The sequence below is a fragment of the Bradyrhizobium sp. ISRA436 genome (genome assembly GCF_029910015.1).
Taxonomy (GTDB): Bacteria; Pseudomonadota; Alphaproteobacteria; order Rhizobiales; family Xanthobacteraceae; genus Bradyrhizobium.
Map to the genome: position 1 here is coordinate 182,248 of NZ_CP094519.1, position 24,232 is coordinate 206,479.

Below are 24,232 nucleotides of genomic sequence, written 5' to 3' on the forward strand. Positions count from 1 at the left end.
GGCGATCACCATCGATAGGTCAGCTTCGCGATTGCCTTGCGGCCCTCGGCGTAGAAGCAGCTTGTGTTGCCGTAACAGGCGGCGACGTAGCGCGTATCGGCAAGGTTGGTGACGTTAAGCGAGAGGCGGTAATTGTCCCTGGTATAGGCAACCAGCACATCGGCGACCGTGGAGGCCGGCACCTTGAAGGTGTTCGCGTCGTCGCCGAACGTCGATCCGACGTAGCGGACACCGGCGCCGAACTGCACGCCGGCGAGCGGTCCACCCTGAACCGTGTAATCTCCCCACAGCGAGAAACGGTTAAGCGGCACAGTGGGCGGTGCCTTGCCGACATTGACTGGATCCCTGGTGACGACCGCATCGATGTAAGCGTAGCCGCCGCGGATGTTGACGCCTTCAGCGAGCGTCGCCGTGCCTTCGAGCTCGATGCCGCGCGATCTCACTTCGCCGGTCTGCTCGGCGAAGTAGGATGGCGGCGCGTAGGTGACAACGTTGGAGCGAGTCAGATCGAAGGCCGCCAGCGTGATCAGCGCATTGACGCCGACCGGCTGATACTTGACGCCGACTTCGTACTGCACTCCGGTTTCCGGCTTCAGCAACTCGCCGGCGGCGTTGATGCTCAGCACCGGCAGGAACGATTCCGAATAGCTGAAATAGGGCGCGATCCCGTTGTCGAAATTGTACATGACGGCGGCTCGGCCGGTGAACGCCGAGGCGTCCGTCGACGTCGACGTCCGCGCCAGGTTGTTGTCGAGGCCGGTGGTGACGAAATCCTGCCGCCCGCCAAGCAGGAACGACAGCCGCCCGAGCTTGATCTGGTCCTGCAGATATAGGCCGGCCTGCGATTGCTTGATGCCGGTGTCGTCGTATGGACCGTTGTTGGTCCAGCTATTGGTGTAAACGGGCGCAAAGACGTTGATCTTGCCGGTGCTGAAGCTGGAGGCCATGTCGCGGAACGACGTGTTGCGATAGTCGATGCCGAACAGCGTCGTGTGACTCAGGATGCCGGTGACGAACTTGCCTTGAAGCTGGTTGTCGACCGCGAAGGAATTGATGGTCGAGGCGCCACCAGCGCCACCGCGCGACAGCAGGCCGGCGACTTCGTCGGCGGCCGAGGCATAGCCGGTGCCGTAGAAACTCTTCTGCTCGTTGTGCATCCACGAATAGCGCAGGTTCTGGCGGAAGGTCAGCGCGTCGTTGATGTCATGCGACAGCATGTAGCCGGCGGAAGATTGCTCGGTATCGAACTGGTTGAAGCCGGGCTCGCCGACGAAACGCGTGTTCGGGATGAAGCGGCCGTTATTGGCCCAGACGGTGCCGGACGGCGGCAGAAACTGCAGGCCCCAGCCTGTCCGCTCCTTCTGGTAGTTTGCCAGGAAGGTGATGGTGGTGTCGTCGTTCGGCTTCACCGTGACGGCCGGCGCGACGAAGACGCGGCTATCCTTGGTGTAGTCGACCTGAGTCTCGCCGTCGCGCGCGACGCCGGTCAGGCGCCACAGCACCGTACCCTCCTTGTTGGCGGGGCCGCCGACGTCGAACTCGCCCTGGTAGCGATTGAAGCTGCCGCCGGACAGCGACACTTCACCGAACTCGCGCGCGGTCGGAAGCTTGCTCACATAGTTGAGGATGCCGCCGGTGCCGCTGCCGCCGAACATCGCGGAGGATGGTCCCTTCAACACTTCGAGGCGCTCGGCGCCGTAAGGATCGAGCCCGAGGAAGTGCACGTAGTTGCTGCTGGGCAGCCGCAAGCCGTCGAGATAAAGACCGGGCATCGTCATGTCGAAGCCGCGAATCTGCAAGCCGCCGAAGCGGGTGTCCGAGCCGCCGTTGACGTCTCCGCTGACTCCCGCGGTGTAACGCAATGCGGCGCCCACCGACTCCGCGCCCTGGTTCCTGATCTGATCTGTCGTGACGACCGAGATCGATTGCGGCGTTTCGAGCAGCGGCGTGTCGGTCTTGGTCGCAGTCGCTGAACGCGTGGCAACGAAACCGACCACCGGACCGCCGGCGCGCTCTCCCGCGCCAGACCCGGCAACGGACGCAGGCGAGTTCGTCTCCCGCGGTGGCTGCGGCGCGCGATTGGGACGGCTCGCGCGCGCGGCCGCCGCGCGACGGCTGGGCTTTGCAGCGGTCGTGTTCGTGCGCGTCTGAGGCGCATCCACTGTCACCGGCGGCAATGCCGATTGCGCGTCGGCTTCTTCGATCGCCGCGCCGGTTATAAACGCGGCGGCGGTGCATAGACCGATCGTTCGCAAGACTGGATGTTGACGAATGGAATGCGAAACGAGTCTGTCGATCACGCGAAGGCGCCCCTGATGTCAGTCCGGATGTGAATTTGTGATCCGGCTCTACAGCGGGGAGCGCGTGAGTACAGATGTCGGTCGTTGGAATAGGTCGAGACTGCGCGGCGCCAAACGTGGTGATTGCTGAAACAGAAGGGAAATCGGCGACGCGCTGCGACAATGTGCCCGCGACGCGGCGGACGTTGTGGAGCGACTCCTGCGGACCTTCGTCGATGCGATCGATGGTCAGGGTCACACGTCGTTTGCATGACGATGCCGACACCATCGGCTCCGATCCAGAGTTGGTGTGACGGCGACGGATGGGGCACCGGGCAGCAAACACTCCGGCTGTTCCCGTAATGTTCTTGCACTTGGCGCCGGGTTCCGCTACCCTCGATTGCGGAAGATAGGGGCAGCATGGTCCAACGCGTTTCCACCGTCGCTTTCGAGGGGATCGAGGCCCGCGCGGTCGACGTGCAGGTGCAGGTCGCGCCCGGCCTGCCGGCGTTTGCGATCGTCGGCCTGCCCGACAAGGCGGTCTCGGAGGCGCGCGAGCGGGTGCGCTCGGCGCTGATCGCCTCTGGCCTGGCGCTGCCGGCGCGCCGGATCACCGTCAACCTCGCGCCCGCCGACCTGCCGAAGGAAGGCAGCCATTACGACTTGCCGATCGCGCTCGGGCTGATGGCCGCGATCGGGGCGATCCCGCCGGACGCCCTCAACGGCTTCACCGTACTTGGCGAGCTCGGGCTCGACGGCTCGATCGCGCCGGTCGCAGGCGTGCTGCCGGCCGCGATCGGCGCCAATTCGCGCGACGAGGGGTTGATCTGCCCGGCAGCCTGCGGCTCGGAAGCGGCATGGGCCAGCCCGGACATCCAGATCATCGCAGCACATTCGCTGATCCAGATCGCCAACCACTTCAAGGGCACGCAGGTTCTGTCGCGCCCGCAGCCGAGAGTGCATGAGCGCGAGGAGGCGCTGCTCGACGTGCGCGATATCAAGGGCCAGGAGAGCGCGAAACGCGCGCTGGAGATTGCGGCCGCCGGCGGGCATCATCTCCTCATGATCGGCTCGCCGGGCGCCGGCAAGTCGATGCTGGCGGCGCGGCTGCCCTCGATCCTGCCGCCGCTGTCGCCATCGGAGCTGCTCGAAGTCTCGATGATCGCCTCGGTCGCTGGCGAGATCCGCGATGGCGCGTTGACGGCGCGGCGCCCGTTCCGCAGCCCGCATCATTCCGCCAGCATGGCTGCGCTGACCGGCGGCGGCACGCGCGCCAAACCCGGCGAGATCTCGCTCGCGCATCAGGGCGTGCTGTTCCTCGACGAGCTGCCGGAGTTCGATCCGCGGGTGCTGGATTCGCTGCGCCAGCCGCTGGAGAACGGCGAGGTTGCGGTGAGCAGAGCCAATCATCGCGTCACCTATCCGGCGCGCTTCATGCTGGTTGCAGCTATGAATCCGTGCCGTTGTGGGCATGCCTATGAGCCCGGCTATTCCTGCAAGCGCGGCCGGCTCGATCGTTGCACCGCCGACTACCAGATGCGGATCTCCGGTCCGCTGATGGATCGCATCGACCTGCGGATCGAGGTGCCTGCGGTGACCGCGGCGGATCTGATTCTGCCGCCGCCATCCGAGGGATCGGCCGAGGTCGCCGCCCGCGTCGCGGCCGCACGCGACATTCAGCGCGCGCGCTACGCGGCAGCCGGCATGCCACATATCCGAACCAACGCGGAGGCGCCGAGTTCGCTGCTCGACACCATCGCGCAGCCCGATGCGCATGGGCAGAAGGTGCTGCGCGAGGCGGCCGAGAACATGCACCTCACGGCTCGTGGCTATCACCGCGTGTTGCGGGTGGCGCGCACGCTCGCCGACCTCGACGGCGCCGCGACGATCGGCCGGCTGCACCTCGCCGAAGCGCTGTCCTACCGCGCGCTGGCCGACGATCTTCGCCGCGCCGCCTGATGAGAGCGTTTCCGGCGAAGTGGACACCGGTTCGCGCGGAAGATCGGTCCGCGTCAACGCGGTGGTAACGAGTTTTATTTACGCTCCGCAAACCATAAGCCCCCGCGATCCGCGGCAACTTGGGTCGAGTGAGTAGCGTCATGTTGCGTTTCAAGGTTCTGGCCTCGGTGGTCCCCCTCGCCGTGGCCGCAGTATTTGCCCGCGCCGAGATCCTGCCGGGCCCTCGGCCCTGCATCGAAGTCGGCAGCGCCGCGCTGCAGATCGCATCGATCCCGTGGCTGGCCCAGCTTCACGTCAGCTTCACCGACGATCCCCGCATTGCCACCGTCCGGGTCCGGATCGCCGACAGTGCCGAGGCCGCCGATTTCACCGTGATCGACGACGTCGACGACAGCGAAGCCGGCGCCTGCCAGAGCGACGCCGTGCCGCACCTGATCGCGATTTCCAGCGATCCGTCGCCGAGCGATCCGGTTATCTATCTTTCGCATGACGGGCCCTCCGACTACCGCATCTTCGTGCAGTCGAAGACCTTCTCGGCGCGCGACGCCGCAGCGCTGATCGTCAGCGCCCGCAGCAACCACCGCCGTCTCGAGACGGCGTCGCTCTGATCTGGCGCGGCCCCGAATTAACCCTTCGCTAACCCTGTTCCCAGGGCGGCACGAAACGCTCGTCGACCTCAAGCACTTTGCAAGGTCGCCGACGCATTGTGCGCGACGGATCAAGCTATCTCAGGGCCACCATTGATGGGGCGTTTCTTCAGGATCAAGTTGCGCCTGCGTCGTTTCCTGCGGCGCCATTCCTGGATCGCGTTGATCGTCCGTTCCTTTATGATCTTCTCCGCCGCGTTCGGCGGCGCCTTCGGATTCATCACGGGCATTCTCTCGGACAAAAGCGGCTACGATCCTCATCTGTTCGCGATCGGCGTCAGCTTCCTGTTTGCGCTCGCCTGCCTCTGGATCGTCACGCTGAGCATCCGCCTGCGCTTCATGCGCAAGAAGCTGCGCACGATCGCCTTGCACAACGAAGCGATGGCCGATCGCAATTGGGAACTGCAGGAGGCGGCGCAACGCGTCAGCAACCTGTTCGAGGCTCAGGGCGACCTGATCGTGCTGCGCGACCCCGAGGGTCGCATCACCTACGCCAACGACGCCTATTGCGAGCTGGCGCAGGTTCGGCGCGACGAGCTGATCGGCAGCACCGCGACGCTGAAGGTCCTCGAACAGGGCGATACCGCGCTCGAACCCAGCGGCACGCGCGTCTACGACCAAAGGATCGATGGACCGCTCGGCCCGCGCTGGATCGCCTGGCGCGAGGGTCTCGTCCGCAACGATGCCGGCGGACCGGCGGAGATGCAGAGCGTCGGCCGCGACGTCACCGATCGCACCGAGAGCGAGCGAGCGCTTGGCGAAGCGCGCGACCAGGCCGATGCCGCCAATCGGGCCAAGTCGCGTTTCCTGGCGATGGCCAGCCACGAGATCCGCACGCCGCTGAACGGCATCATCGGCATGAGCGGACTGTTGATGGATACGTCGCTGACGCCGGAACAGGCGACCTATGTCAAGGCGGTCAAGACGTCGGGCGATGCGCTGCTCGCGCTGATCGAGGAGTTGCTCGACTACTCCAAGATCGAGGCCGGCAAGATCGATCTGGAGCGCCGCCCCTTCGCGCTGTCCGGCCTGATCGAGGACATCACCGAGCTGCTGGCGCCACGCACGCAGGCCAAGGGCATCGAGATCGCGGCCTATGTCGACGAGCGCCTGCCGTTGCAGGTGATCGGCGACGCTGCGCGGCTGCGGCAGGTACTGCTCAACCTCGCCGGCAATGCCATCAAGTTCACCGCAGCCGGCGGAGTTGCCCTGATCGTCGAGCCCGGCATCTTGCCGAACGAAATCAGCTTCCTGGTCCGCGACACAGGGATCGGCATCGCGCCGGAAGCCCAGCAGCGGATTTTCCGCGAGTTCGAGCAGGCCGACGAGCGCATTGCGCGCAGCTATGGCGGCACCGGCCTCGGCCTCTCCATCAGCGACCGCATCGTCAAGCGGATGGGCGGGCGGATAGCCCTCGCCAGCACGCCCGGTGCAGGCTCGACATTCGAGGTGTCGATCCCGCTTGCCGCGGCCGAGACGGGCGAGGGCAACGCCTTCGTCGCGCCCGATCTCTCGGGCCAATCGATCATGCTGGTCGCGCCGCAGAGCATCGAGGTCTCGCTGATCTCGCGGCGTCTGCAGCGCTGGGGTGCGCAGACCTGCATCGTATCGGACGCCGAGGTGGCCGAGGCATTGTTGCCGGAGCGAAGCTGGCACGCGATCCTGATCGACCATGCGCTCGGCACTGCCGCGATGGAGACGCTTGCCAATGCCGCCCGCAGCCATGCGATCCACCGTATCGTGATGTTCACGCCGGCGACGCGGCAGGAACTGTTGGCATCCTCGACACCCACCTTCACCGGCTACCTGGTCAAGCCGCTGCGTGCGTCGTCGCTCGCGGCGCGTCTGACCGCATCGCCCGAAGTCGCGGCGCCGAGCCTTGCGATGGAAGCGCTCGCGGAGCCTGCGCCCGCTGCGGCTCTGGCGGCACCGGACAAGGGCTTCTCGATTCTGGTCGCCGAAGACAATGAGATCAACGCGCTATTGATGCGCTCGCTGCTCAGCCGTCTCGGCCACACCGCGGTCATCACCACCAACGGCGAACAGGCCATGGAATCCTGGCTGTCGGCAAAGTCCGCCGGCACGCCGTACGATCTCGTGCTGATGGACGTCCAGATGCCGCGCCTCAACGGCATTGAAACCAGCAAGCGCATCCGCGCGCACGAAGCCGGCGAGCCCGGACGCCGGACCCCGATCCTGGCGCTCACCGCCAACACGCTGGTGGAGGACCGCTACGCCTGCTTCGAGGCCGGCATGGATGGTTTCCTGATCAAGCCGCTCGACCGCGAGAAGCTGGCAGAGGCGCTTGCGGGACTGGCCGCGTCGCGGCATCTCGCGGCGTAAGGTCGTCGCAAGCGCTCCGTCGTCCCTGCGTTTGCTCGGACGACAGCTGTCATGCGTTCGGATTAGGTGGTGGATTGTCTACAGCCGGCGCAGCGCCACCGATTGCACCACGTGATCGGCGCCCTTCTTCAGGATCAGCGTCGCGCGCGGCCGCGTCGGCAGAATATTGTCCTCGAGATTGGCGAGGTTGGTGCGCTCCCAGATCGCGATCGCGGTCGCCGTCGCCTCCTCGTCGGACAGCGGTGCGTAGCGGTGGAAGTAGGATCTGGGATCGGTGAACGCGGTGTCGCGCAGCGCCAGGAAACGCGTGATGTACCACTGCCGCAAGGCCGATTCGTCGGCATCAATGTAGACCGAGAAATCGAAGAAGTCGGAGACGAATGGCACCGCCTTGCCGTCACGCGGCAGCCTTCCGGTCTGCAGCACGTTGACGCCCTCGACGATCAGGATGTCGGGCTGGTCGATCTCGACCCATTTGTTCGGCACGATGTCGTAGGTCAGATGCGAATAGACCGGCGCGCGCACACGACGCCGTCCGGCCTTGATGTCGCTGAGGAATGACAGCAGCGTCGGCAGATCGTAGCTTTCCGGAAAGCCCTTCTTCTGCATGAGGCCCTGCCGCTCGAGCACGGCATTGGGATACAGGAAGCCGTCCGTCGTGATCAGATCGACCTTCGGCCGCGGCGACCAGCGCGCCAACAGCGCCTGCAGCACGCGCGCGGTGGTGGATTTGCCGACCGCGACCGAACCGGCGACGCCGATGATGTAGGGCATCTTGCGATCGCGGATGCCGAGGAACTGGCGCTGCGCATAATAGAGCCGCTGCATCGCATCGACGTAGATGGAGAGCAGCCGCGACAGCGGCAGGTAGATGTCCTCGACCTCCTGCAAGTCGAGTCGATCGTGCATCGACCGCAGGCGATCGAATTCACCGGGCTCAAGCGTCATCGGCGTGTCGTCGCGCAGATGAGCCCATTGCTGGCGCGTGAAGATGCGGTAGGGATTGTATTGCTGATCTGGTGCCCGGATATCCATGAGACCGTTCCTCGATCAATCGCGCTTGCGCGACGCCTTCTCTTCCAGTCCGGACATCGAGGTGCGCTTCTCCAGCGCGGCCTCGACATCCTCCAGTTTCACACCACGTGACTTCAACAGAACCAGCAGGTGAAACACGAGATCCGCGCTCTCGGCGATGAGATGATCGCGATCATTCTCGATCGCGGCGATCACCGTCTCGATCGCCTCTTCGCCCAGCTTCTTGGCGCAGTGCTCCGCGCCCTTGTCGAGCAGTTTGCGGGTGTAGGACGCCTCGCCGCCGGCTGCAGCGCGGGCGTCGATGATAGCGGCCAGATCGTGGACCGTGAAACGCGACATTGACTCAACTCGACCGTGAGCACCGGCACCGTCCAGATGCCGCTCCCAAGTGCGGACTTAGCATTTTTGTGACAAGGAGTCCTAGATCATGATGCGATTGGAGCTAGTCGCATCATGATCTCATCTCTTGTTGGAGCATGACCTTTTCGGAAGACCGGTTTCCACTCTTCGGGGTCATGCGCTAGGGATCGAGACGCATCGGCAGCCCGGCGCGCACCATGTGGTCCTTGGCCTGGCGGATGGTAAATTCCCCGAAGTGGAAGATCGAAGCGGCCAGCACGCCGGTGGCGTGTCCTTCGCGGACGCCGTCGACCAGATGATCGAGGTTGCCGACGCCGCCGGACGCAATGACCGGTACGGGGACACTGTCGGCAATCGCCCGGGTCAGCGGCAGGTCGAAGCCTTGCCGGGTGCCGTCCCGGTCCATCGAGGTCAGCAGGATTTCACCGGCGCCGAGGGAGACGACCTCCTGGGCATATTCGATGGCGTCGATCCCGGTGGCATTACGTCCACCATGGGTGAAGATCTCCCAGCGGTCCGACCCGCCGGCGCGCTTGACCCGCTTGGCGTCGATCGCGACCACGATGCATTGCTCACCGAACTTCTCGGCCGCTTCCTTCACGAATTCACGGCGGCTGACGGCGGCCGAATTGATCGAGACCTTGTCGGCGCCGGACCGCAGCAAGGTCTTGATATCGTCGACGGTGCGCACGCCGCCGCCGATGGTCAGCGGCATGAAGCAGGCCTCTGCCGTCCGCCGCACCACGTCCAGCATGATGCCGCGGTTTTCGTGGGTCGCGGTGATGTCGAGGAAAGTGAGCTCATCGGCGCCGGCGGCGTCATAGGCGATCGCGGCCTCGACCGGATCGCCGGCATCGCGCAGGTCGACGAAATTGACGCCCTTGACCACGCGCCCGTCCTTCACGTCGAGACAGGGGATCACGCGCACCTTGAACATGGTCTTCTCCTACGCCGCGGTCCGAGCGTTCTTGATCAGCTTAAGCGCGGCGGCTGGATCGAGCCGTCCGTCGTAGAGCGCGCGCCCGACGATGGCGCCGGCGAGCTTTTTGGCGCGCGGCTCGAGCAGCGCCTTGACGTCGTCGATCGAGGCAAAGCCGCCGGAGGCGATCACGGGAATTGAAATGCGATCGGCGAGCGCGATCGTGGCATCGAGGTTGAGCCCCTTGAGCAGACCGTCGCGGGCGATGTCGGTGAAGATGATCGCGGCGACGCCGGCATCCTCGAAGCGCTGCGCGATCTCGAGCGCCGTCACCTGCGACGTCTCCGCCCAGCCCTCGACCGCGACCTTGCCGTCGCGTGCATCGAGGCCGACCGCGACCCGGCCGGGGAATTTCTTCGCCGCGCCCTTCACGAGCTCGGGATCGCGCACCGCCGCGGTGCCGATGATCACCCGCGTGATGCCCTTGCCGAGCCAGGCCTCGATGGTCCTGAGGTCGCGGATGCCGCCGCCGAGCTGCACCGGCATGGTGACGGCCTTCAGCATGGCTTCCACGGCGTGCGCATTCATCGGCTTGCCGGCAAAGGCGCCATCGAGATCGACGACGTGCAGATATTCGAAGCCCTGCGCGGCGAAGGCGCGGGCCTGGGCAGCCGGATCGAGATTGAACACGGTGGCGCGCGCCATGTCGCCCTGCTCCAGGCGCACGCACTGGCCGTTCTTCAGATCAACCGCGGGAAAGAGGATCATGCTCTGTTGCCTGCTCCCTCCCCCCTTGTGGGGAGGGTTGGGGTGGGGGGCAGCCGCGGACACGGTGCTTGTGGCTTACGCCCCTCCCGAATGCTTCGCATTCGACCTCCCCCTCAAGGGGCGAGGTCACTAGAGGCGCGGCCATCACGGCTTCCACTTCAAGAAATTCGAGATCAGGGCAAGGCCGAAGCGCTGGCTCTTCTCGGGGTGAAACTGGGTGCCAATGGCGGTGTCCTTGGCGACGATCGCGGTGACCGGCCCGCCATAATCGGCGCGTGCCAGCACGTCGGCCTCGTCGGCAGCGGCGAGATGGTAGGAGTGCACGAAATAGGCGTGACGGCCCTTCGGCCCGAGCGGCAGCCGTTCCAGCACCGGGTGCTCGCGGACGAGGTCGAGCGTGTTCCAGCCCATGTGCGGGACCTTGAGGCTTTCATCGCGCGGCTCGATCTTGACGACGTCACCGCCGATCCAGTTGAAGCCCTCGGTTGTGACATGCTCCTTGCCGCGCGTTGCCATCAGCTGCATGCCAACGCAGATGCCGAAGAACGGCCGCGCCTTGACCCGCACCGCCTCGGTGAGCGCTTCGAGCATGCCGTCGATTGCGTCGACGCCACGGCGGCAGTCGGCAAAGGCGCCGACGCCGGGCAGCACGATGCGATCGGCGCGATACACCGCGTCGGGATCGCGCGTCACCTTGATTGCTTTCGGATCCTCCATGCCGCGCGCGGCGCGCTCGAACGCTTTCGCTGCGGAATGCAGGTTGCCGGAGCCGTAATCGATGATTGCAACGGTCATCGCGATCCTCCTGGCTCTGGAAACAATCCGATAATGCTGCCTTGCGGCGGCGGCGGTGGTTTTGAGAACGGCTGTCCCGGAATATTCCGGGTCGGTGGCGGCGCGCCGCGGTCGACTGACCCTTGATCGTTGACGATGCCACGATGGCGGGCGGTCCAGCGCTGGAAGAAGCGGCGCTCGGCGGTCTCCTCGTCATCGGCCACGACGATGTCGAGCTGCCGCCACTTGCCCCGTGACAAAGTCCAGCGTCGCAGGCTTGACGCCTCGAACCCCATCAGCAGCATCAGCACCAGATCGACGAAAAAGATCGCGCCGCGCCCGACGCCGAGCCTGGCCAGTCCGAAATCGATGGCAAAGCTAAGGATGATCCAGCCGACCAGCGCCAGCCACAGCCGGTTCCAGGCAAGCCAGATCACGCTCGCGACGGCGGCCCAGAAATGGAAGCCATCGCGCACGAAAGTGAACTTGTCGGTCGCCGCAAGATCGGCGCCATCAGCCACGGGGGCATGCACTGTGTAGACCGGCATCGAAAGCTCCGCCGAGGATAGTCTCTTCTTTGAGCATGATCTTCCGGAAAGCCGGCACCCGCTTTTCCGATCATGCTCCCGTATCAGCCGCCGAGCTGACCTTTCGTCGAGGGCACCTCGCCCTGATTGCGCGGATCGATCGCGACCGCCATTCGCAGCGCCCTGGCCAAACCCTTGAAGCAGGATTCGGCGATATGGTGGCTGTTCTCGCCATATAGGGTCTCGACGTGCAGAGTCACGCCGGCGTTCATCGCGAACGCGTTGAACCACTCGCGCACCAGCTCGGTGTCGAACTCGCCGATCTTGTCGCGCGGGAATCCGACCCTGAACACCAGCATCGGGCGGCCGGAAATGTCGATCACGACGCGCGACAGCGTCTCGTCCATCGGCATGTGGATCGAGGCGTAGCGGGTGATGCCGGCCATGTTGCCGAGCGCCTGTTTCACAGCCTGCCCCAGTGCAATCCCGACGTCTTCGGTGGTGTGGTGGTAATCGACATGGAGATCGCCATCCGCCTTCACCGTGATGTCGATGCGCGAATGCCGGGCCAGGAGGTCGAGCATATGGTCGAAGAAGCCGATCCCGGTCGAAACCGTGGATACACCCGCTCCGTCGAGGTTGACCGTCACCTCGATGTCGGTCTCCTTGGTCTTGCGCTTGATGGTTGCCGTGCGCATGAAAATGACTTTCCCGTGCCGAAACGCCGGTCTTTTAACAGGCTGATGTCACCTTCGCTACTGCGGGATGACGTCGAAATGCCCCGACTTCTGGCCATGGTGACCGGAATTCCTTGCCAAATCGTCCGATTGTAACCCCCTGCCCGACCGCCTAAATCTGCCCCCAAGAGAGGTAACCTATGCAAGCATCTCCAAATGAGCCGTCCGTCTGGCATGGCACCACGATTTGCTCCGTCCGCAAGGGCGGCAAGGTGGTGATCGGCGGCGACGGGCAGGTCTCGATCGGCCAGACCGTGATCAAGGCCAATGCCAAGAAAGTCCGCCGGATCGGCAAGGGCGACGTGATCGGCGGCTTCGCCGGCGCAACCGCCGACGCTTTCACCCTGTTCGAGCGGCTCGAAAGCAAGCTGGAACAATATCCGGGCCAGTTGACCCGGGCGGCCGTGGAGCTCGCCAAGGATTGGCGCACCGACCGCTACCTGCGGCGCCTGGAGGCCATGATGATCGTCGCCGACAGGGACGTCTCGCTGGTGCTGACCGGCACTGGCGACGTGCTGGAGCCGGAGGCCGGGATCATGGCAATCGGCTCGGGCGGCAATTATGCGCTCGCGGCGGCGCGCGCTCTGATCGACACCGACAAGGACGCCGAGACCATCGTGCGCCGCGCGCTGGATATCGCCGCCGATATCTGCGTCTACACCAACCGGAACGTGACGATCGAATCCGTGGGCGGCTGAGCGTGGCCTGCCGCTACAGCTTCCGCCCGATGACGTCGGCCGACCTGCCGCAGATCAAGCGGTGGCTTGCGTTGCCGCACGTCCGGGCGTGGTGGGGCGATCCGGCCGAGCAATATGCGCTTCTCAGCGGCGACCTCGAGGAGCCGGCCATGGAGCAGTTCATCGTCTCGGCTGACGACGGCGAATTCGGTTACATCCAGTGCTATGACGTGACGGCGTGGGATTCCGGCTTTGGCGCGCAGCCAAAAGGCACGCGCGGCATCGATCTTTTCATCGGCGAGCCCGCCATGATCGAGCGCGGCCATGGCCCAGCCCTGATCCGCGCCTTTGTTGACGGACGGCTGGCGCTGGAGACGCCGCGGGTGGTGACCGACCCCGATCCCACCAACACACGCGCGGTGCGCGCCTACGAAAAGGCGGGTTTCCGCAAGATGCACATGATCGACACGCCTGACGGACCTGCGCTGCTGATGATCCGCGACAGATGACGTCGAGGTCGCAGGTCCGGAACAATGCTTGCCGATAGAGTTCTTTCAACCTAGCTAGAGCCAATGACCGACTTCTCCCCCCGTGAAATTGTTTCTGAACTTGACCGCTTCATCGTCGGCCAGACCGATGCCAAGCGTGCGGTATCGATTGCGCTTCGCAATCGCTGGCGGCGGCTGCAGCTCGACGGTTCCCTGCGCGAGGAGGTTCTGCCCAAGAACATCCTGATGATCGGGCCGACCGGCGTCGGCAAGACCGAGATCGCGCGGCGGCTCGCCAAGCTCGCGGGCGCACCGTTCCTCAAGGTCGAAGCCACCAAGTTCACCGAGGTCGGCTATGTCGGCCGCGACGTCGAGCAGATCATCCGCGACCTCGTCGAGGTTGCGATCGCGCAAACCCGCGAGCGCAAGCGCAAGGACGTCCACGCCCGCGCCCAGCTCGCCGCCGAAGAACGTGTGCTGGATGCGCTGGTGGGGCCGGCCGCGAGCGCCGGAACTCGCGAATCGTTCCGCAAGAAGCTGCGCGCCGGCGAGCTCAACGACAAGGAAATCGAGATCGAGACACAGTCGTCCGGCAGCGGCATGCCGATGTTCGAGATTCCCGGCATGCCCGGCGCCCAGATGGGCGCCATCTCGCTCGGCGATATCTTCGGCAAGATGGGCGGTCGCAGCAAGACGCGCCGCCTGACCGTCGAAGGCTCGCACGAGATCCTGGTCAACGAGGAATCCGACAAGCTGCTCGACACCGACCAGCTGGTGCAGGAAGCCATCAACGCGGTCGAGAACAACGGCATCGTCTTCCTCGACGAGATCGACAAGATCTGTGTGCGCGAGAACCGCGCCGGCGGCGGCGACGTGTCGCGCGAGGGCGTGCAGCGCGACCTGCTGCCGCTGATCGAAGGCACGACCGTCTCGACCAAGCACGGCGCGGTCAAGACCGACCACGTCCTGTTCATCGCCTCCGGCGCGTTCCACATCGCGAAGCCGTCGGACCTGCTGCCCGAGCTGCAGGGCCGCCTGCCGATCCGTGTCGAGCTGCAGGCGCTCACCCGCGACGACATGCGCCGGATCTTGACCGAGCCCGAGGTGTCGCTGATCAAGCAGTATGTCGCGTTGATGAAGACCGAGGGCGTGACGCTTGACATCACCGACGCTGCGATCGACGCGCTGGCCGACGTCGCGGTCGCCGTCAACTCGACGGTCGAGAACATCGGCGCGCGGCGGCTGCAGACCGTGATGGAGCGGGTGCTGGACGACATCTCCTTCACCGCGCCCGACCGCCATGGCGAGACCATCCAGGTTGATGCCGACTATGTGACGAAGCACGTCGGCGATCTCGCCAAGAACGCCGATCTAAGCCGGTTCATTCTCTGATCCGGCATCTCTCGCTCCGACGCAGGTCGGGGCCGACAATCACCGCTGCCCGCATTGAACCAAGACTCGGGCCGCTATCCCGTCTAAGAACTAAAGCGCGATGAGATTGCGTTGAATCGTCATCGCGCTTTAGCTTCTTGTTTGAGCATGATCTTTTCGGAAAACCGCTTCACACTTTGCGCTGACGCGGCCCTCCGGGTCCGGATCATGCTCTAGTTCTGGTGGTCATAGGCCCCGGCCCTCGCGCGCAATTGCGCACCAGGTCGGGGCGACGTGGTGGACGATCGATGAATCTGCCGGCCTGGAAGAACCCCTGGCGCGTGATGCTTGCCGTCAATGCCGCCGTGCTGGTCGGGCTATTCTTTTACAAGATCACGCTGCGACCCTTCGTCCCCTATATCCACCTGCTGGTCGACTACCACTACGGCTTCACCAAGCGCGCGCTGATCGGCGCGATCGTCTCGCTGTTCACCGACAAGGTGCCGGTATGGCTGGTGTTTGCGCTGGGCGGCGCGATCTGGCTGGTGACGCTCGGCCTGTTCGTCAAGCTCTTCCGCCGCACGTTCGGGCTCGACGACGCGCATTGGCCACTGTTCGTCTTCACCGCGGGATCGCCGTTCTTCCTGAAGAACTTCATGTTCTCGCTCGGCCATTTCGACATCTATGGCTGCGCGCTGGCGATCGTGCTGTTGCTGATCCCGGCCCGCTCGATCGCCTATGTGCTGGTGGCCGCGCTGTTCTCGATCGTACTGATCCTGATCCACCACATCTTCGTGCTGATGTACGTGCCGACCATCGCTGCCATCGTGGTGCTGCGCTTCTATCTCGTGCAGGGCGTGACGTCGCGGAGCGCTGTGGCAGGAATCGCGGCGCTGGCCGCAGTCGGCATCCTCTTCCTCGCCGCGCAATTCCTCGGCACCGTCGACGTGCCCTATGACGAATTTCTCCGTCACCTGCAGAGCCGGATGGCCGACCCGTCACGAACCGACCTGCTTGAGTTCGGCTACATCTGGTACCAGCCGCTGTCGAAGGAGATCACGGACACCTGGGCGCGCATGCCCTCGAACATCCTGGGCGTCCCGGTGTTCGCGCTGCTGATCTGGCTGCACACGCCGCTTTGGCGGCATTTCGCGCGCCTGATCGACGCACTCGCAAGCGAGCTGCACCGCCGCATCGTGATCGCCGCGATCATCATGATCGGCGCCGGCTTTTCCATCATGTTCGTGATCGTGTTCGACTATTCGCGTTGGATCTCGAACTGGGCGGTTTGCATGATCCTGATGCTGCACGCTGTGAAGATGCTGCCGGCCTCGAAGGAGGTGCCGGTGATCCCGTCAGACGATCGCAGGACAACGACCTTCGGCTGGATCCTGACGCTGATCCCGCGCGTCGGGATCATCAGGCCGTTCTGAGCATGATCGATTCTGATCGGATCAGAACCGAAGCTTTAGATTTTGTTGTGACGCGTTTTGTTCCCGCGAACTGGTGCCCACTTCGCCCAAAAGCGCTCTAGCTTCGCGCGCGGCGGACTCGGACATAGAGCGCGCCCTCGCCGCCATGTCCGATATGGGCCTCTTCGAAGCCAACGACCAGCGATCGGAATTCCGGCAGGCTGAGCCATTCCGGCACCTGGCGCCGCAGCACGCCGCGCTCGGAGTCCAGGCCGCCGGCCTTGCCCTTTCCGGTGATGACGAGCACGAAGGTGAGCCCGTCGCTGTGGGCACGTTGCAGGAAGGTGAACAGCACGCGATGCGCGCGCATTTGCGTCATGCCGTGCAGATCGAGCCGCGCGTCGATCTCCTGCTTGCCGCGCGACAGCTTGGCGCGCTCGCGGCGACCGATTGGCGCCAGGGGCGGCAAATGCGGGCGCGGCGCCGGCGCGGCCTTCGCGGGCGCCGCCTTGACCGGAACAGGCTTTGCCGGGACGTGATGCGTGCTCGGATCGGCGGCGACGGTGGGTGCTTTGATGACAACCGGCCGCTTGCGCAGCGGCTTGACCTGTTTCGCCACGCTCTCCCAGAGCGCGCGCTCCTCCTCGCTCAACGCGCGTTTGCGCCGCGAAGGAGCGGAGAGGTCGAGGATCGGCGCGGGACGTTTCATTGATCGTCGCGATGGCGAGAGCGCCGCTTCTCCGGTTGCTGCGGAATGCCAGGCCGGGCTGCCGGCAACGGCACCGGTTCTGCCACAGGCGCGGATTGCGCGACAGGGGCTGTCGTGCCTGTCGTCGCCGGAGATGCTGTGGCTTTCGTGGCGGTCGGGCCTTTGGTTACATTGCCGGTCGTATCTTTCGCCGCACCCTTGGGCGCATCCTTGGTCACAGGTGCAACAGGCGCGTCGGCCGGCTTTGCCGCCGGCTTGTCCTTCTGTGGATCGGTCTGCGGGAACAGCTTTGCGATCCTGGCCGACGGCCGCGCGTCGGGAATCGGCAGCTTGCGGCCGCGAGCGACCGGATCGAGACCCTTCGGGACCAGCATGACGAACTGCATATTATTCCGCAGGCGACCCGATACCTTCCCGGCATCCGCGCCGGCGCCGAAATAAAGATCGGCGCGCGCAGGACCCACAATCGCAGAGCCCGTGTCCTGCGCGATCATCAACCGGTGGAACGGCGTCTTCGACTGCTCGGATTCGATCGGCAGCACGCCCTCGATGAAGAACGGCGTGCCATAGACATGCAGCGCCTTGTCGACCGCGATCGAGCGGCCCGGCGTCAACGGCACGCCTTGCGCGCCGACCGCTTCATCCTTGTCGGACAGCGGAACTTCGCGGAAGAAGATGTAGGAGCGGTTCTGCCGGCGCAGCTCCTTGGCGCCGTCGGGGTTCTGCTCCATCCACTCCCTGATCTTCTGCATCGACATCTGGTCCTTCGGGATGATGCCGCGATCGATCAGAATGCGTCCGACCGGCGTATAGGGGTAACCGTTATGCGCGTCGTAATTGATGCGCAACGTGGTGCCGTCGGTCAGCTTGATCCGCGCCGAGCCCTGGATCTGCGCGAACAGGAGGTCGGTCTGGCTCTTCAGCCAGCAGATCTCCAGGCCGCGGCCGGCAATCGCGCCATCCTCGATCTGAGCGCGGTCGTAATAAGGCACGAGCTTGCGTCGGCCGATCTTGCGGTACACCGGCCCGCTGTTGGGCAGGCCGACCGAGTCCTGTGTCTTGCCGCGCACGAACAGGTTGGACGGGCGGCGATAGACCGGAACGTTGTAGATGTCGGTCTGCGTCCGCGAGCCGTCGAGCACCGGCTCGTAATAGCCAGTGACGAAGCCCGCGTCCTCGCCAAGCCGCGAGATGCGCAGGGGCACGAAGTTCTGCTCGAAGAATTCCTTGGCTCGCGCGCTGTCGGTCGGCTCGAGCCGTTTGGCGATCCGGCAGGGGTCGCGCAGGGAGCCGCCGAGCGCCTTCGATTCCGCCGGCACGCCCTGCTGCTGGGCCGCGATCGGCTTGCAGCTCGTCCGAAACGCTCTGTAGGCCGCGAGATGGTCGTCGTCGTTCCAGCCGGGAATCGTGGCCCAGGTGAGCGGCTCATACTGGCTGCCGCTGACCTGCAGTGGCAATTCAAGCTTGGGATAGGGAACCTGGCGCGTAGGCTCGTGCCGCGCCGGTGCGTGCCGTTTCGCCCGGTAATGTGCGCCTATCGCCGCCGTGGAACAGAGTATCGCGAGCGCGCAACTCGCAACGGCAAGGCGCCCATAACTGAGATGTTTAGTTAGCGCTTCCAGTACCAACCAGCTTCCAGTTCGGATCGCGGGAAGTCGAGTCACGGGCGAACGTCCAGACATCAGTGATGTCGGCCACCTTGTCCGGGCTGCCGTCGACAATCGTGCCCGCCTTGTCGCGCGTGACCGAAATCATCTGCGACACGAAGCGGACGGTCAGTTGCGCCGTGCGATCGCGCGTCTCCGCGTTGACGATCTCGGCCTTGTCGATCGACACGAACCGCGTCTCGGTCTTCTGCTCGTGCTTCTCGCGGTCCTTGATCGCGGCCTCGAAGCTTTCATAGACCTCGGTCGATAATAAATCCTTGAGGGCCCGGCGGTCGCCGTTGGCGAAGGCCAGCACGATCATCTCGTAGGCCGAACGGGCGCCCGAGAGGAAATGCCGCGGATCGAACGAGGAGTCCTGGGCGGCCAACGCGTCGAGACCCTGCGCCAGCGGCGTGCCGGGCTCGGCGATCCCCTTCCAGCGGTCGGTCGGTTCAGTCGGCTCGACGCGTGCCGTGGTGGGTTGGTCAATCACCGAACCCGGGATCGGAACGACGTTATTGTTATCCTGGCTGCGCTGAACGACGTTGGGCGCGGCGCGATCGTAAGGCGGCCGCTCGCTTCCGGTGCGCTGTCCGAGGACGCTGCGCAGGCGCAGGAAGATGAACACAGCCAGCGCCAGGAAGATGATGGTGTAGATATCCACGTCGATTTCGCTTTCTGGTCTCTGCCGGCAACGGGCCGGCTGTACAAGCGTTCCCGGTCGGGGAACGGCAGAGATTACATCACCGATTGAGTCCGCAGCATGTAGGCACGAAACTATGCCCGGCCAATGGCGCTTTTTGGCACGGGCAATTGTAGCGCGTTTTACCGCTGGGAGGAAACCCGTTCCTGCCCGGAAATCACGCATATTCAATAATTTAGGAAGCCGTTAATGGATTGTGCGGATCGGTTTGACCACTGCCGGCGGAGGAATCCGCCGCGCGCTCTTTGCCTCGTCGTCCTTGTCGAGCGCGCCGGGCCTATGATAGCCACTCGCGCGGCATCTGCATTCCCAACACCTTAACGCGTGCCGTCGGACATCCAGTCCATCGAGCGCCGCTTCAGGAGACATTTCATGACCAACGGCAACGGCGCACCCGTCGAGCAGGCCCCGCCCCAGCTCAACGTGCTGGCGCAATACACCAAGGATCTCTCGTTCGAGAACCCGAACGCGCCGGCCTCGCTCGGCCCGCAGCAGCAGCAGCCGGCGATCAACATCCAGATCAACGTCTCCGCCAACAACATCGCGGAAAACGACTTCGAGGTGATCCTGTCGATCGAGGGCAAGGCCGAAAGCGCCGGCAAGGTGATGTTCAGCTTCGACCTGGCCTATGCCGGCGTGTTCCGGATCGTGAACGTTCCGCAGGAAAACCTGCACCCGCTGGTCATGATCGAGTGCCCGCGGCTGCTGTTCCCGTTCGCGCGCGAAATCGTCGCGACCTCGGTCCGCGACGGCGGCTTCCCGCCCCTGATGCTCGATCCCGTCGATTTCGTCGGCCTCTACCGCCAGAACATGGAGCGGCAAGCTGCCGCGCAGGCGGCGTCCGGCGTCAAGCCGAGCTGATCCGACGGCATTCAGGCAAAACCAACAGGCAAGCGCATTCGGCCCTGATCGCAATCAGGGCCGAATTGCTTTTAAGCGGCCGGTACAGCCACAGGTACCGGTGGCAAATAGTCGTTCCAGATCGGCTTGTCGCCCAAGGTCGCGACAAAGGCCCGGTGAACCTCGCGATCGGCATCACTGACCCGTGGCACCAGCGGAATTTCACGCTGCCGCCGCGGCGTATCGCCATAGCTGCCGGCGCGGGCGTCCGACGTCTCCGACGCCAGGATGAGCTGCGACTGCCGTGCCCCGATCAGGTCGATATAGACCTCGGCCAAGAGCTCGGCGTCGAGCAACGCGCCGTGCTTGGTGCGGTGGGAATTGTCGATCGAGTAGCGCGAGCAGAGATCGTCGAGCCGGTTCGACACGCCGGGGTGCTTGCGGCGCGCCAGCAGCAAGGTGTCGACCAGACGATCCTTCGGAATCGTCGGCCGCTTGATGCGATCGAGCTCGGCGTTGATGAAGCTGACGTCGAAGGACGCGTTGTGGATCACCAGCGGCGTGTCGCCAATGAAGGCCAGGAACTCCTCGACCACCTCGCTGAACAGCGGCTTGCTGGCCAGGAACTCGGTCGACAGGCCGTGCACGGCGAATGCCTCCGCCGGCATGTCGCGCTCGGGATTGATATAGACGTGGTAGGTCTGCCCCGTCGGCATGCGATTGAAGATCTCGACGCAACCGATCTCGACCAATCGGTCGCCGCGCAGCGGATCGAGGCCAGTGGTTTCGGTATCGAGAACGATTTCGCGCATGACGTGAAGGAATCCGAAGAGCGGGCGAATCAGACGCGCCGCTTCGGCATCTTAACAACCTCGGCCAGAATGTCGCGGATGCGCGCCCGCACCGGCTCAAGCCCGTGCGAGGTATCCACTATGAAATCCGCACGTTTGCGCTTTTCGGCGTCCGGAGTCTGGCGCGCGATGATGGCGTCGAGCTTCTCGGCATCCATCGTGCCTCGCGCCAGCACGCGCTCGCGCTGCAGCTCCGGCGAGGTGGAGACGACCACCACGGCATCGACCCGCTTTTCGCCGCCGGTCTCGAACAATAGCGGCACGTCGACGACAACCACGGGTGCGCCGGCGGCCTCCGCGTCGGCGAAGAATTTCCGGCGCGACGCGCCGAGCATCGGATGCACGATCTGCTCGAGCTGCTGCATCGCCGCGGCATCATGCACCACGCGCGCGGAGAGTTTGGCGCGGTCGACCTTGCCATTGACCGTCGTTCCGGGAAACGCCGCCTCAATCGCCGGCGCCGCTTCCCCTTCATACAATTGATGCACGGCCGCATCGGCGTCGTACACCGGCACGCCGGCCTCCATGAACAGTTTTGCTGTCGTGGATTTTCCCATCCCGATCGAGCCGGTCAGTCCAAGGATCAACATCGGATCAGCATCTTTTCCGTCGCCATGCCTTTCAACAGCGCCTCAGACCGCGAGCATTCGCTCGCGGCGCAGGAACCCGAGCAGCGACAATAGCGGCAGGCCGAGAATGGTGAAATGGTCGCCCTCGATGCGCTCGAACAGATGTACGCCCAGGCTCTCGAGCTGATAGGCGCCGACGCTGGTCGTCACCGCCGCTCCGGCCTGGTCGAGATAGGCTTCGATCTCGCCCTCGCTGAGCCGCCGCATCGTCATGCGCGCGACGCTCACATCGGCAAACAAGATTTTTCCGTCACGCGCAACCGAGACGGCCGAATGGAGTTCATGGACATTGCCTGCGAGCAGACTGAGCTGCTCGGCGGCCTGCGCCCGGCCGGCCGGCTTGCTGAACATCCGCGGCCCAAGCGCAAGCGTTTGATCAGCTCCGACGACATAGTGGCCGGGCCTTTGGCGGGAGACGAACAAGGCCTTCTCGCACGCCAGCAGCGAGGCGATTTCGCCTGGCGCCAATAGACCGGATTGCTTCTGCACGGCGCGCTCGTCGATATTGGCCGGCAGCGCCTCGAAATCGAGGTCGGCATTTTCGAGCAGCATTTTCCGCGCGCGGCTTTGCGACGCCAGGATCAGCTTCTGTTGTCCACGCCAGATGGTCATGACGCAACGATCACTCGGGGGGCCGCGCGCGCTGGCGGTCGGCATAGAGCTTCATCACCGCGGCCGCGGTCTCCTCGATCGAGCGACGCGTCACGTCGAGCAGCGCCCAGTTGAATTTCGCGCTCAAGCGTCGTGCAAAGGCGACCTCGTCGGCCACCGCCTGCTTATCGATGTAGGTGTCGTTGTCGCGGTCGCCCATGCTGAGCAAGCGGTTCTGCCGCACCTGAATCAATCGCTCCGGCGTTGCGTGCAGGCTGACCACCAGCGGCTTCTTCAGGGTTTCGAGCTGGTGCGGCAGCGGAATGCCCGGCACCAGCGGAACGTTCGCCGTGCGGATGCCGCGATTGGCGAGATAGATCGACGTCGGCGTCTTCGACGTGCGCGATACGCCGACCAAGACGATGTCGGCTTCCTCGAGGCCTTCGACATGCTGACCGTCGTCATGCATCATGGTGTAGTTCAACGCATCGATCCGCCGGAAATATTCCGCGTTGAGCACGTGCTGCGCGCCGACCCGTCCCGTCGTCGCGGCACCCAGATACGCCTCGAACAATTGCATCACCGGCCCGATGATCGACAGGCTCGGAACATTGATCTCCTTGCACTTGTCTTCGAGCCGGCCGACGAGATCTTTCTCCAGCAGCGTGAACAGCACGATGCCTGGCGATTCCTCGATCTCATCGAGCACGCGATCGAGCTGCTTCTGGCTACGCACCAGCGGATAGACATGCTCGACCGCGGTCACGTTGGCGTATTGCGCGGCGACCGCACGTGCCACGGTGATCAGCGTCTCACCGGTCGAATCCGACACCAGATGCAGATGGAAATAGTTGGAGTTCGTGGGCACCAAAATTCCTGTCTATTTTGTGAATCCCTGTGGAGACCGAGGAGGAGAATCCGGGGCCGCCGGCCAGCCTCGGGATATCTCATCCTTTTCTTCACAGCGCCTCGCAAAAGGATAAGTCGACGTCATGGGAGCGATGATAGTGGGTAGGTGTGGATTTGTCTCTTCATAAGCTGGCCACGGACCTGCGCAAGCAATTGAGTGAGATCACCGAATTCCAGTGAGCTTGCTGCCGCGCCAGAATGTTGAGGGATGTGAACAAGCCTGCGAGAACGGCTGGATCGCCTTGCGTGAGTCAAATCCACCGCCATTCAGACTCAAACCTTAGATTCTAAAATTAATAGGTTTAGGAGAGCCGAGCTTGCGGATATGTATCCGCCCCTCGCTTGGAGAGCTTTACTCGCAACGCTGAGACCGTCCGAGCCGTTCCTTGAAAGGCAGCCCCGCCATGTACGAGTGGATCAAGGCCCTGCACATCGTTGCCGTCATCTCGTGGATGGCGGGGATGCTGTATCTGCCGCGGCTGTTCGTTTATCACTGCGAAGCCGAGCCCGGCTCGAAGCAGTCCGAGACGTTCAAGGTGATGGAACGGCGGCTTTTGAAGGCGATCATCAACCCCGCGATGATCGTGACTTGGCTCGCCGGGCTTTATCTGGTCTGGGCTGGACACTGGTACCTTTCGGGCTGGTTTCACGTCAAATTTACGCTGGTGCTGATAATGTCCGGTGTCCACGGCTTTTTTGCCCGGTGGGTCAAGGATTTCGCCGCGGATCGGAATCAGCGTAGCCAGAAATTCTATCGTATTATCAATGAGGTACCGACAATCCTGATGATTCTGATCGTCATCATGGTGGTCGTTAAGCCGTTCTAGGGACGATAATGCTCAAGAAGCAGGCTTCAGTCCTTCTTGCGGAGCACGGATCGATTTTCTATATAGGCTTTATCCCACCCTACGCAGGCGGATGTGGTCGCGTTTCGGTTCGTTTTTGGGCCGGCGCCGCATCAGGTTTGAAGCCCCAACGGCACTTTCCTGGCTGAGACCTGCGGACCTTCCTTTGGCGTCCGCTTTTTCCAAAGCCACCTCGCACCCCTTCCCTACTTA

Annotated in this window: 24 protein-coding genes; 9 read left to right on the top strand and 15 right to left on the bottom strand. The window is 64.1% G+C overall.

What is annotated here, in order from left to right:
• Positions 1 to 5: 5 nt before the first annotated feature.
• Positions 6 to 1,997: a TonB-dependent siderophore receptor gene (locus tag MTX23_RS00845; RefSeq protein WP_280974765.1), complete on the bottom strand. Its 1,992-nt coding sequence runs from the start codon at positions 1,995 to 1,997 to the stop codon at positions 6 to 8.
• Positions 1,998 to 2,699: 702 nt separating this feature from the next.
• Between MTX23_RS00845 and MTX23_RS00850 the strand changes: the two genes are divergently transcribed.
• The 3 genes from MTX23_RS00850 to MTX23_RS00860 all read left to right on the top strand — a co-directional run bounded on the left by MTX23_RS00850 (position 2,700) and on the right by MTX23_RS00860 (position 7,228).
• On the top strand, positions 2,700 to 4,238 hold the full coding sequence (locus MTX23_RS00850; RefSeq protein WP_280974766.1) for a YifB family Mg chelatase-like AAA ATPase: 1,539 nt from the start codon (positions 2,700 to 2,702) through the stop codon (positions 4,236 to 4,238).
• Positions 4,239 to 4,378: 140 nt separating this feature from the next.
• Positions 4,379 to 4,846, top strand: coding sequence for a hypothetical protein (locus tag MTX23_RS00855; protein ID WP_280974767.1), 468 nt, complete (start codon positions 4,379 to 4,381; stop codon positions 4,844 to 4,846).
• A gap of 135 nt (positions 4,847 to 4,981) precedes the next feature.
• Entirely contained in the window at positions 4,982 to 7,228 is a 2,247-nt protein-coding gene (locus MTX23_RS00860) for an ATP-binding protein (RefSeq protein ID WP_280974768.1), read from the top strand.
• 78 nt (positions 7,229 to 7,306) lie between these two features.
• On the opposite strand, the gene coaA is transcribed toward MTX23_RS00860, so the two are convergent.
• From coaA to hisB, 7 genes are all read right to left on the bottom strand, one after another.
• The gene (gene coaA, locus MTX23_RS00865; protein ID WP_280974770.1) at positions 7,307 to 8,263 is read right to left on the bottom strand and encodes a type I pantothenate kinase; all 957 of its coding nucleotides are present in this window, start codon (positions 8,261 to 8,263) and stop codon (positions 7,307 to 7,309) included.
• A gap of 15 nt (positions 8,264 to 8,278) precedes the next feature.
• Positions 8,279 to 8,602, bottom strand: a complete 324-nt coding sequence (locus MTX23_RS00870; protein WP_280974771.1) for a phosphoribosyl-ATP diphosphatase — start codon at positions 8,600 to 8,602, stop codon at positions 8,279 to 8,281.
• Positions 8,603 to 8,783: 181 nt separating this feature from the next.
• Complete coding sequence (gene hisF / locus MTX23_RS00875; protein WP_280974772.1) at positions 8,784 to 9,560, bottom strand: imidazole glycerol phosphate synthase subunit HisF; 777 nt, start codon at positions 9,558 to 9,560, stop codon at positions 8,784 to 8,786.
• 9 nt (positions 9,561 to 9,569) lie between these two features.
• Positions 9,570 to 10,310 carry a 1-(5-phosphoribosyl)-5-[(5-phosphoribosylamino)methylideneamino]imidazole-4-carboxamide isomerase gene (gene hisA / locus MTX23_RS00880; RefSeq protein ID WP_280974773.1) on the bottom strand — a complete coding sequence of 247 codons (741 nt, stop codon included), beginning with the start codon at positions 10,308 to 10,310 and terminating at the stop codon, positions 9,570 to 9,572.
• Between the two features lie 144 nt (positions 10,311 to 10,454).
• Positions 10,455 to 11,105 carry an imidazole glycerol phosphate synthase subunit HisH gene (gene hisH / locus MTX23_RS00885; RefSeq protein ID WP_280974774.1) on the bottom strand — a complete coding sequence of 217 codons (651 nt, stop codon included), beginning with the start codon at positions 11,103 to 11,105 and terminating at the stop codon, positions 10,455 to 10,457.
• Complete coding sequence (locus MTX23_RS00890) at positions 11,102 to 11,632, bottom strand: DUF2628 domain-containing protein (RefSeq protein WP_280974775.1); 531 nt, start codon at positions 11,630 to 11,632, stop codon at positions 11,102 to 11,104. The genes hisH and MTX23_RS00890 overlap by 4 nt, the downstream gene beginning before the upstream one ends.
• Before the next feature lie 83 nt (positions 11,633 to 11,715).
• Positions 11,716 to 12,309: an imidazoleglycerol-phosphate dehydratase HisB gene (gene hisB / locus MTX23_RS00895; protein WP_280974776.1), complete on the bottom strand. Its 594-nt coding sequence runs from the start codon at positions 12,307 to 12,309 to the stop codon at positions 11,716 to 11,718.
• A gap of 179 nt (positions 12,310 to 12,488) precedes the next feature.
• Here hisB and hslV point away from each other — a divergent pair, with 179 nt between their 5' ends.
• The 4 genes from hslV (at position 12,489) to MTX23_RS00915 (ending at position 16,317) form a co-directional block, all read left to right on the top strand.
• A complete protein-coding gene (hslV, locus tag MTX23_RS00900; RefSeq protein WP_280974777.1) occupies positions 12,489 to 13,046 on the top strand; it encodes an ATP-dependent protease subunit HslV in 558 nt (185 codons plus the stop codon).
• Between the two features lie 2 nt (positions 13,047 to 13,048).
• Entirely contained in the window at positions 13,049 to 13,534 is a 486-nt protein-coding gene (locus MTX23_RS00905) for a GNAT family N-acetyltransferase (protein ID WP_280974778.1), read from the top strand.
• A gap of 63 nt (positions 13,535 to 13,597) precedes the next feature.
• Complete coding sequence (gene hslU, locus MTX23_RS00910) at positions 13,598 to 14,905, top strand: ATP-dependent protease ATPase subunit HslU (RefSeq protein WP_280974779.1); 1,308 nt, start codon at positions 13,598 to 13,600, stop codon at positions 14,903 to 14,905.
• A 287-nt stretch (positions 14,906 to 15,192) separates the two neighbouring features.
• Positions 15,193 to 16,317: a hypothetical protein gene (locus tag MTX23_RS00915; protein ID WP_280974780.1), complete on the top strand. Its 1,125-nt coding sequence runs from the start codon at positions 15,193 to 15,195 to the stop codon at positions 16,315 to 16,317.
• Between the two features lie 97 nt (positions 16,318 to 16,414).
• On the opposite strand, the gene MTX23_RS00920 is transcribed toward MTX23_RS00915, so the two are convergent.
• The 3 genes from MTX23_RS00920 to MTX23_RS00930 form a co-directional block, all read right to left on the bottom strand.
• Positions 16,415 to 17,005 carry a Smr/MutS family protein gene (locus MTX23_RS00920; protein ID WP_280974781.1) on the bottom strand — a complete coding sequence of 197 codons (591 nt, stop codon included), beginning with the start codon at positions 17,003 to 17,005 and terminating at the stop codon, positions 16,415 to 16,417.
• Positions 17,002 to 18,462, bottom strand: a complete 1,461-nt coding sequence (locus MTX23_RS00925) for an MltA domain-containing protein (protein WP_348637540.1) — start codon at positions 18,460 to 18,462, stop codon at positions 17,002 to 17,004. The genes MTX23_RS00920 and MTX23_RS00925 overlap by 4 nt, the downstream gene beginning before the upstream one ends.
• 148 nt (positions 18,463 to 18,610) lie before the next feature.
• Positions 18,611 to 19,315, bottom strand: a complete 705-nt coding sequence (locus tag MTX23_RS00930; protein ID WP_280974783.1) for a Tim44/TimA family putative adaptor protein — start codon at positions 19,313 to 19,315, stop codon at positions 18,611 to 18,613.
• Positions 19,316 to 19,726: 411 nt separating this feature from the next.
• On the opposite strand from MTX23_RS00930, the gene secB reads away from it, so the two are divergent.
• On the top strand, positions 19,727 to 20,215 hold the full coding sequence (gene secB, locus MTX23_RS00935; protein WP_280974784.1) for a protein-export chaperone SecB: 489 nt from the start codon (positions 19,727 to 19,729) through the stop codon (positions 20,213 to 20,215).
• A gap of 71 nt (positions 20,216 to 20,286) precedes the next feature.
• On the opposite strand, the gene dnaQ is transcribed toward secB, so the two are convergent.
• The 4 genes from dnaQ to MTX23_RS00955 are packed head-to-tail and all read right to left on the bottom strand — an operon-like array spanning position 20,287 to position 23,133.
• Positions 20,287 to 21,006: a DNA polymerase III subunit epsilon gene (dnaQ, locus tag MTX23_RS00940; protein WP_280974785.1), complete on the bottom strand. Its 720-nt coding sequence runs from the start codon at positions 21,004 to 21,006 to the stop codon at positions 20,287 to 20,289.
• 29 nt (positions 21,007 to 21,035) lie between these two features.
• Positions 21,036 to 21,635, bottom strand: a complete 600-nt coding sequence (gene coaE / locus MTX23_RS00945; RefSeq protein ID WP_280974786.1) for a dephospho-CoA kinase — start codon at positions 21,633 to 21,635, stop codon at positions 21,036 to 21,038.
• A 42-nt stretch (positions 21,636 to 21,677) separates the two neighbouring features.
• The gene (locus tag MTX23_RS00950) at positions 21,678 to 22,286 is read right to left on the bottom strand and encodes a Maf family protein (RefSeq protein WP_280974787.1); all 609 of its coding nucleotides are present in this window, start codon (positions 22,284 to 22,286) and stop codon (positions 21,678 to 21,680) included.
• A gap of 10 nt (positions 22,287 to 22,296) precedes the next feature.
• The gene (locus tag MTX23_RS00955; protein WP_280974788.1) at positions 22,297 to 23,133 is read right to left on the bottom strand and encodes a pyruvate, water dikinase regulatory protein; all 837 of its coding nucleotides are present in this window, start codon (positions 23,131 to 23,133) and stop codon (positions 22,297 to 22,299) included.
• Positions 23,134 to 23,578: 445 nt separating this feature from the next.
• Between MTX23_RS00955 and hemJ the strand changes: the two genes are divergently transcribed.
• Entirely contained in the window at positions 23,579 to 24,001 is a 423-nt protein-coding gene (gene hemJ, locus MTX23_RS00960) for a protoporphyrinogen oxidase HemJ (RefSeq protein WP_280974789.1), read from the top strand.
• The last annotated feature ends 231 nt before the right edge of the window (positions 24,002 to 24,232 follow it).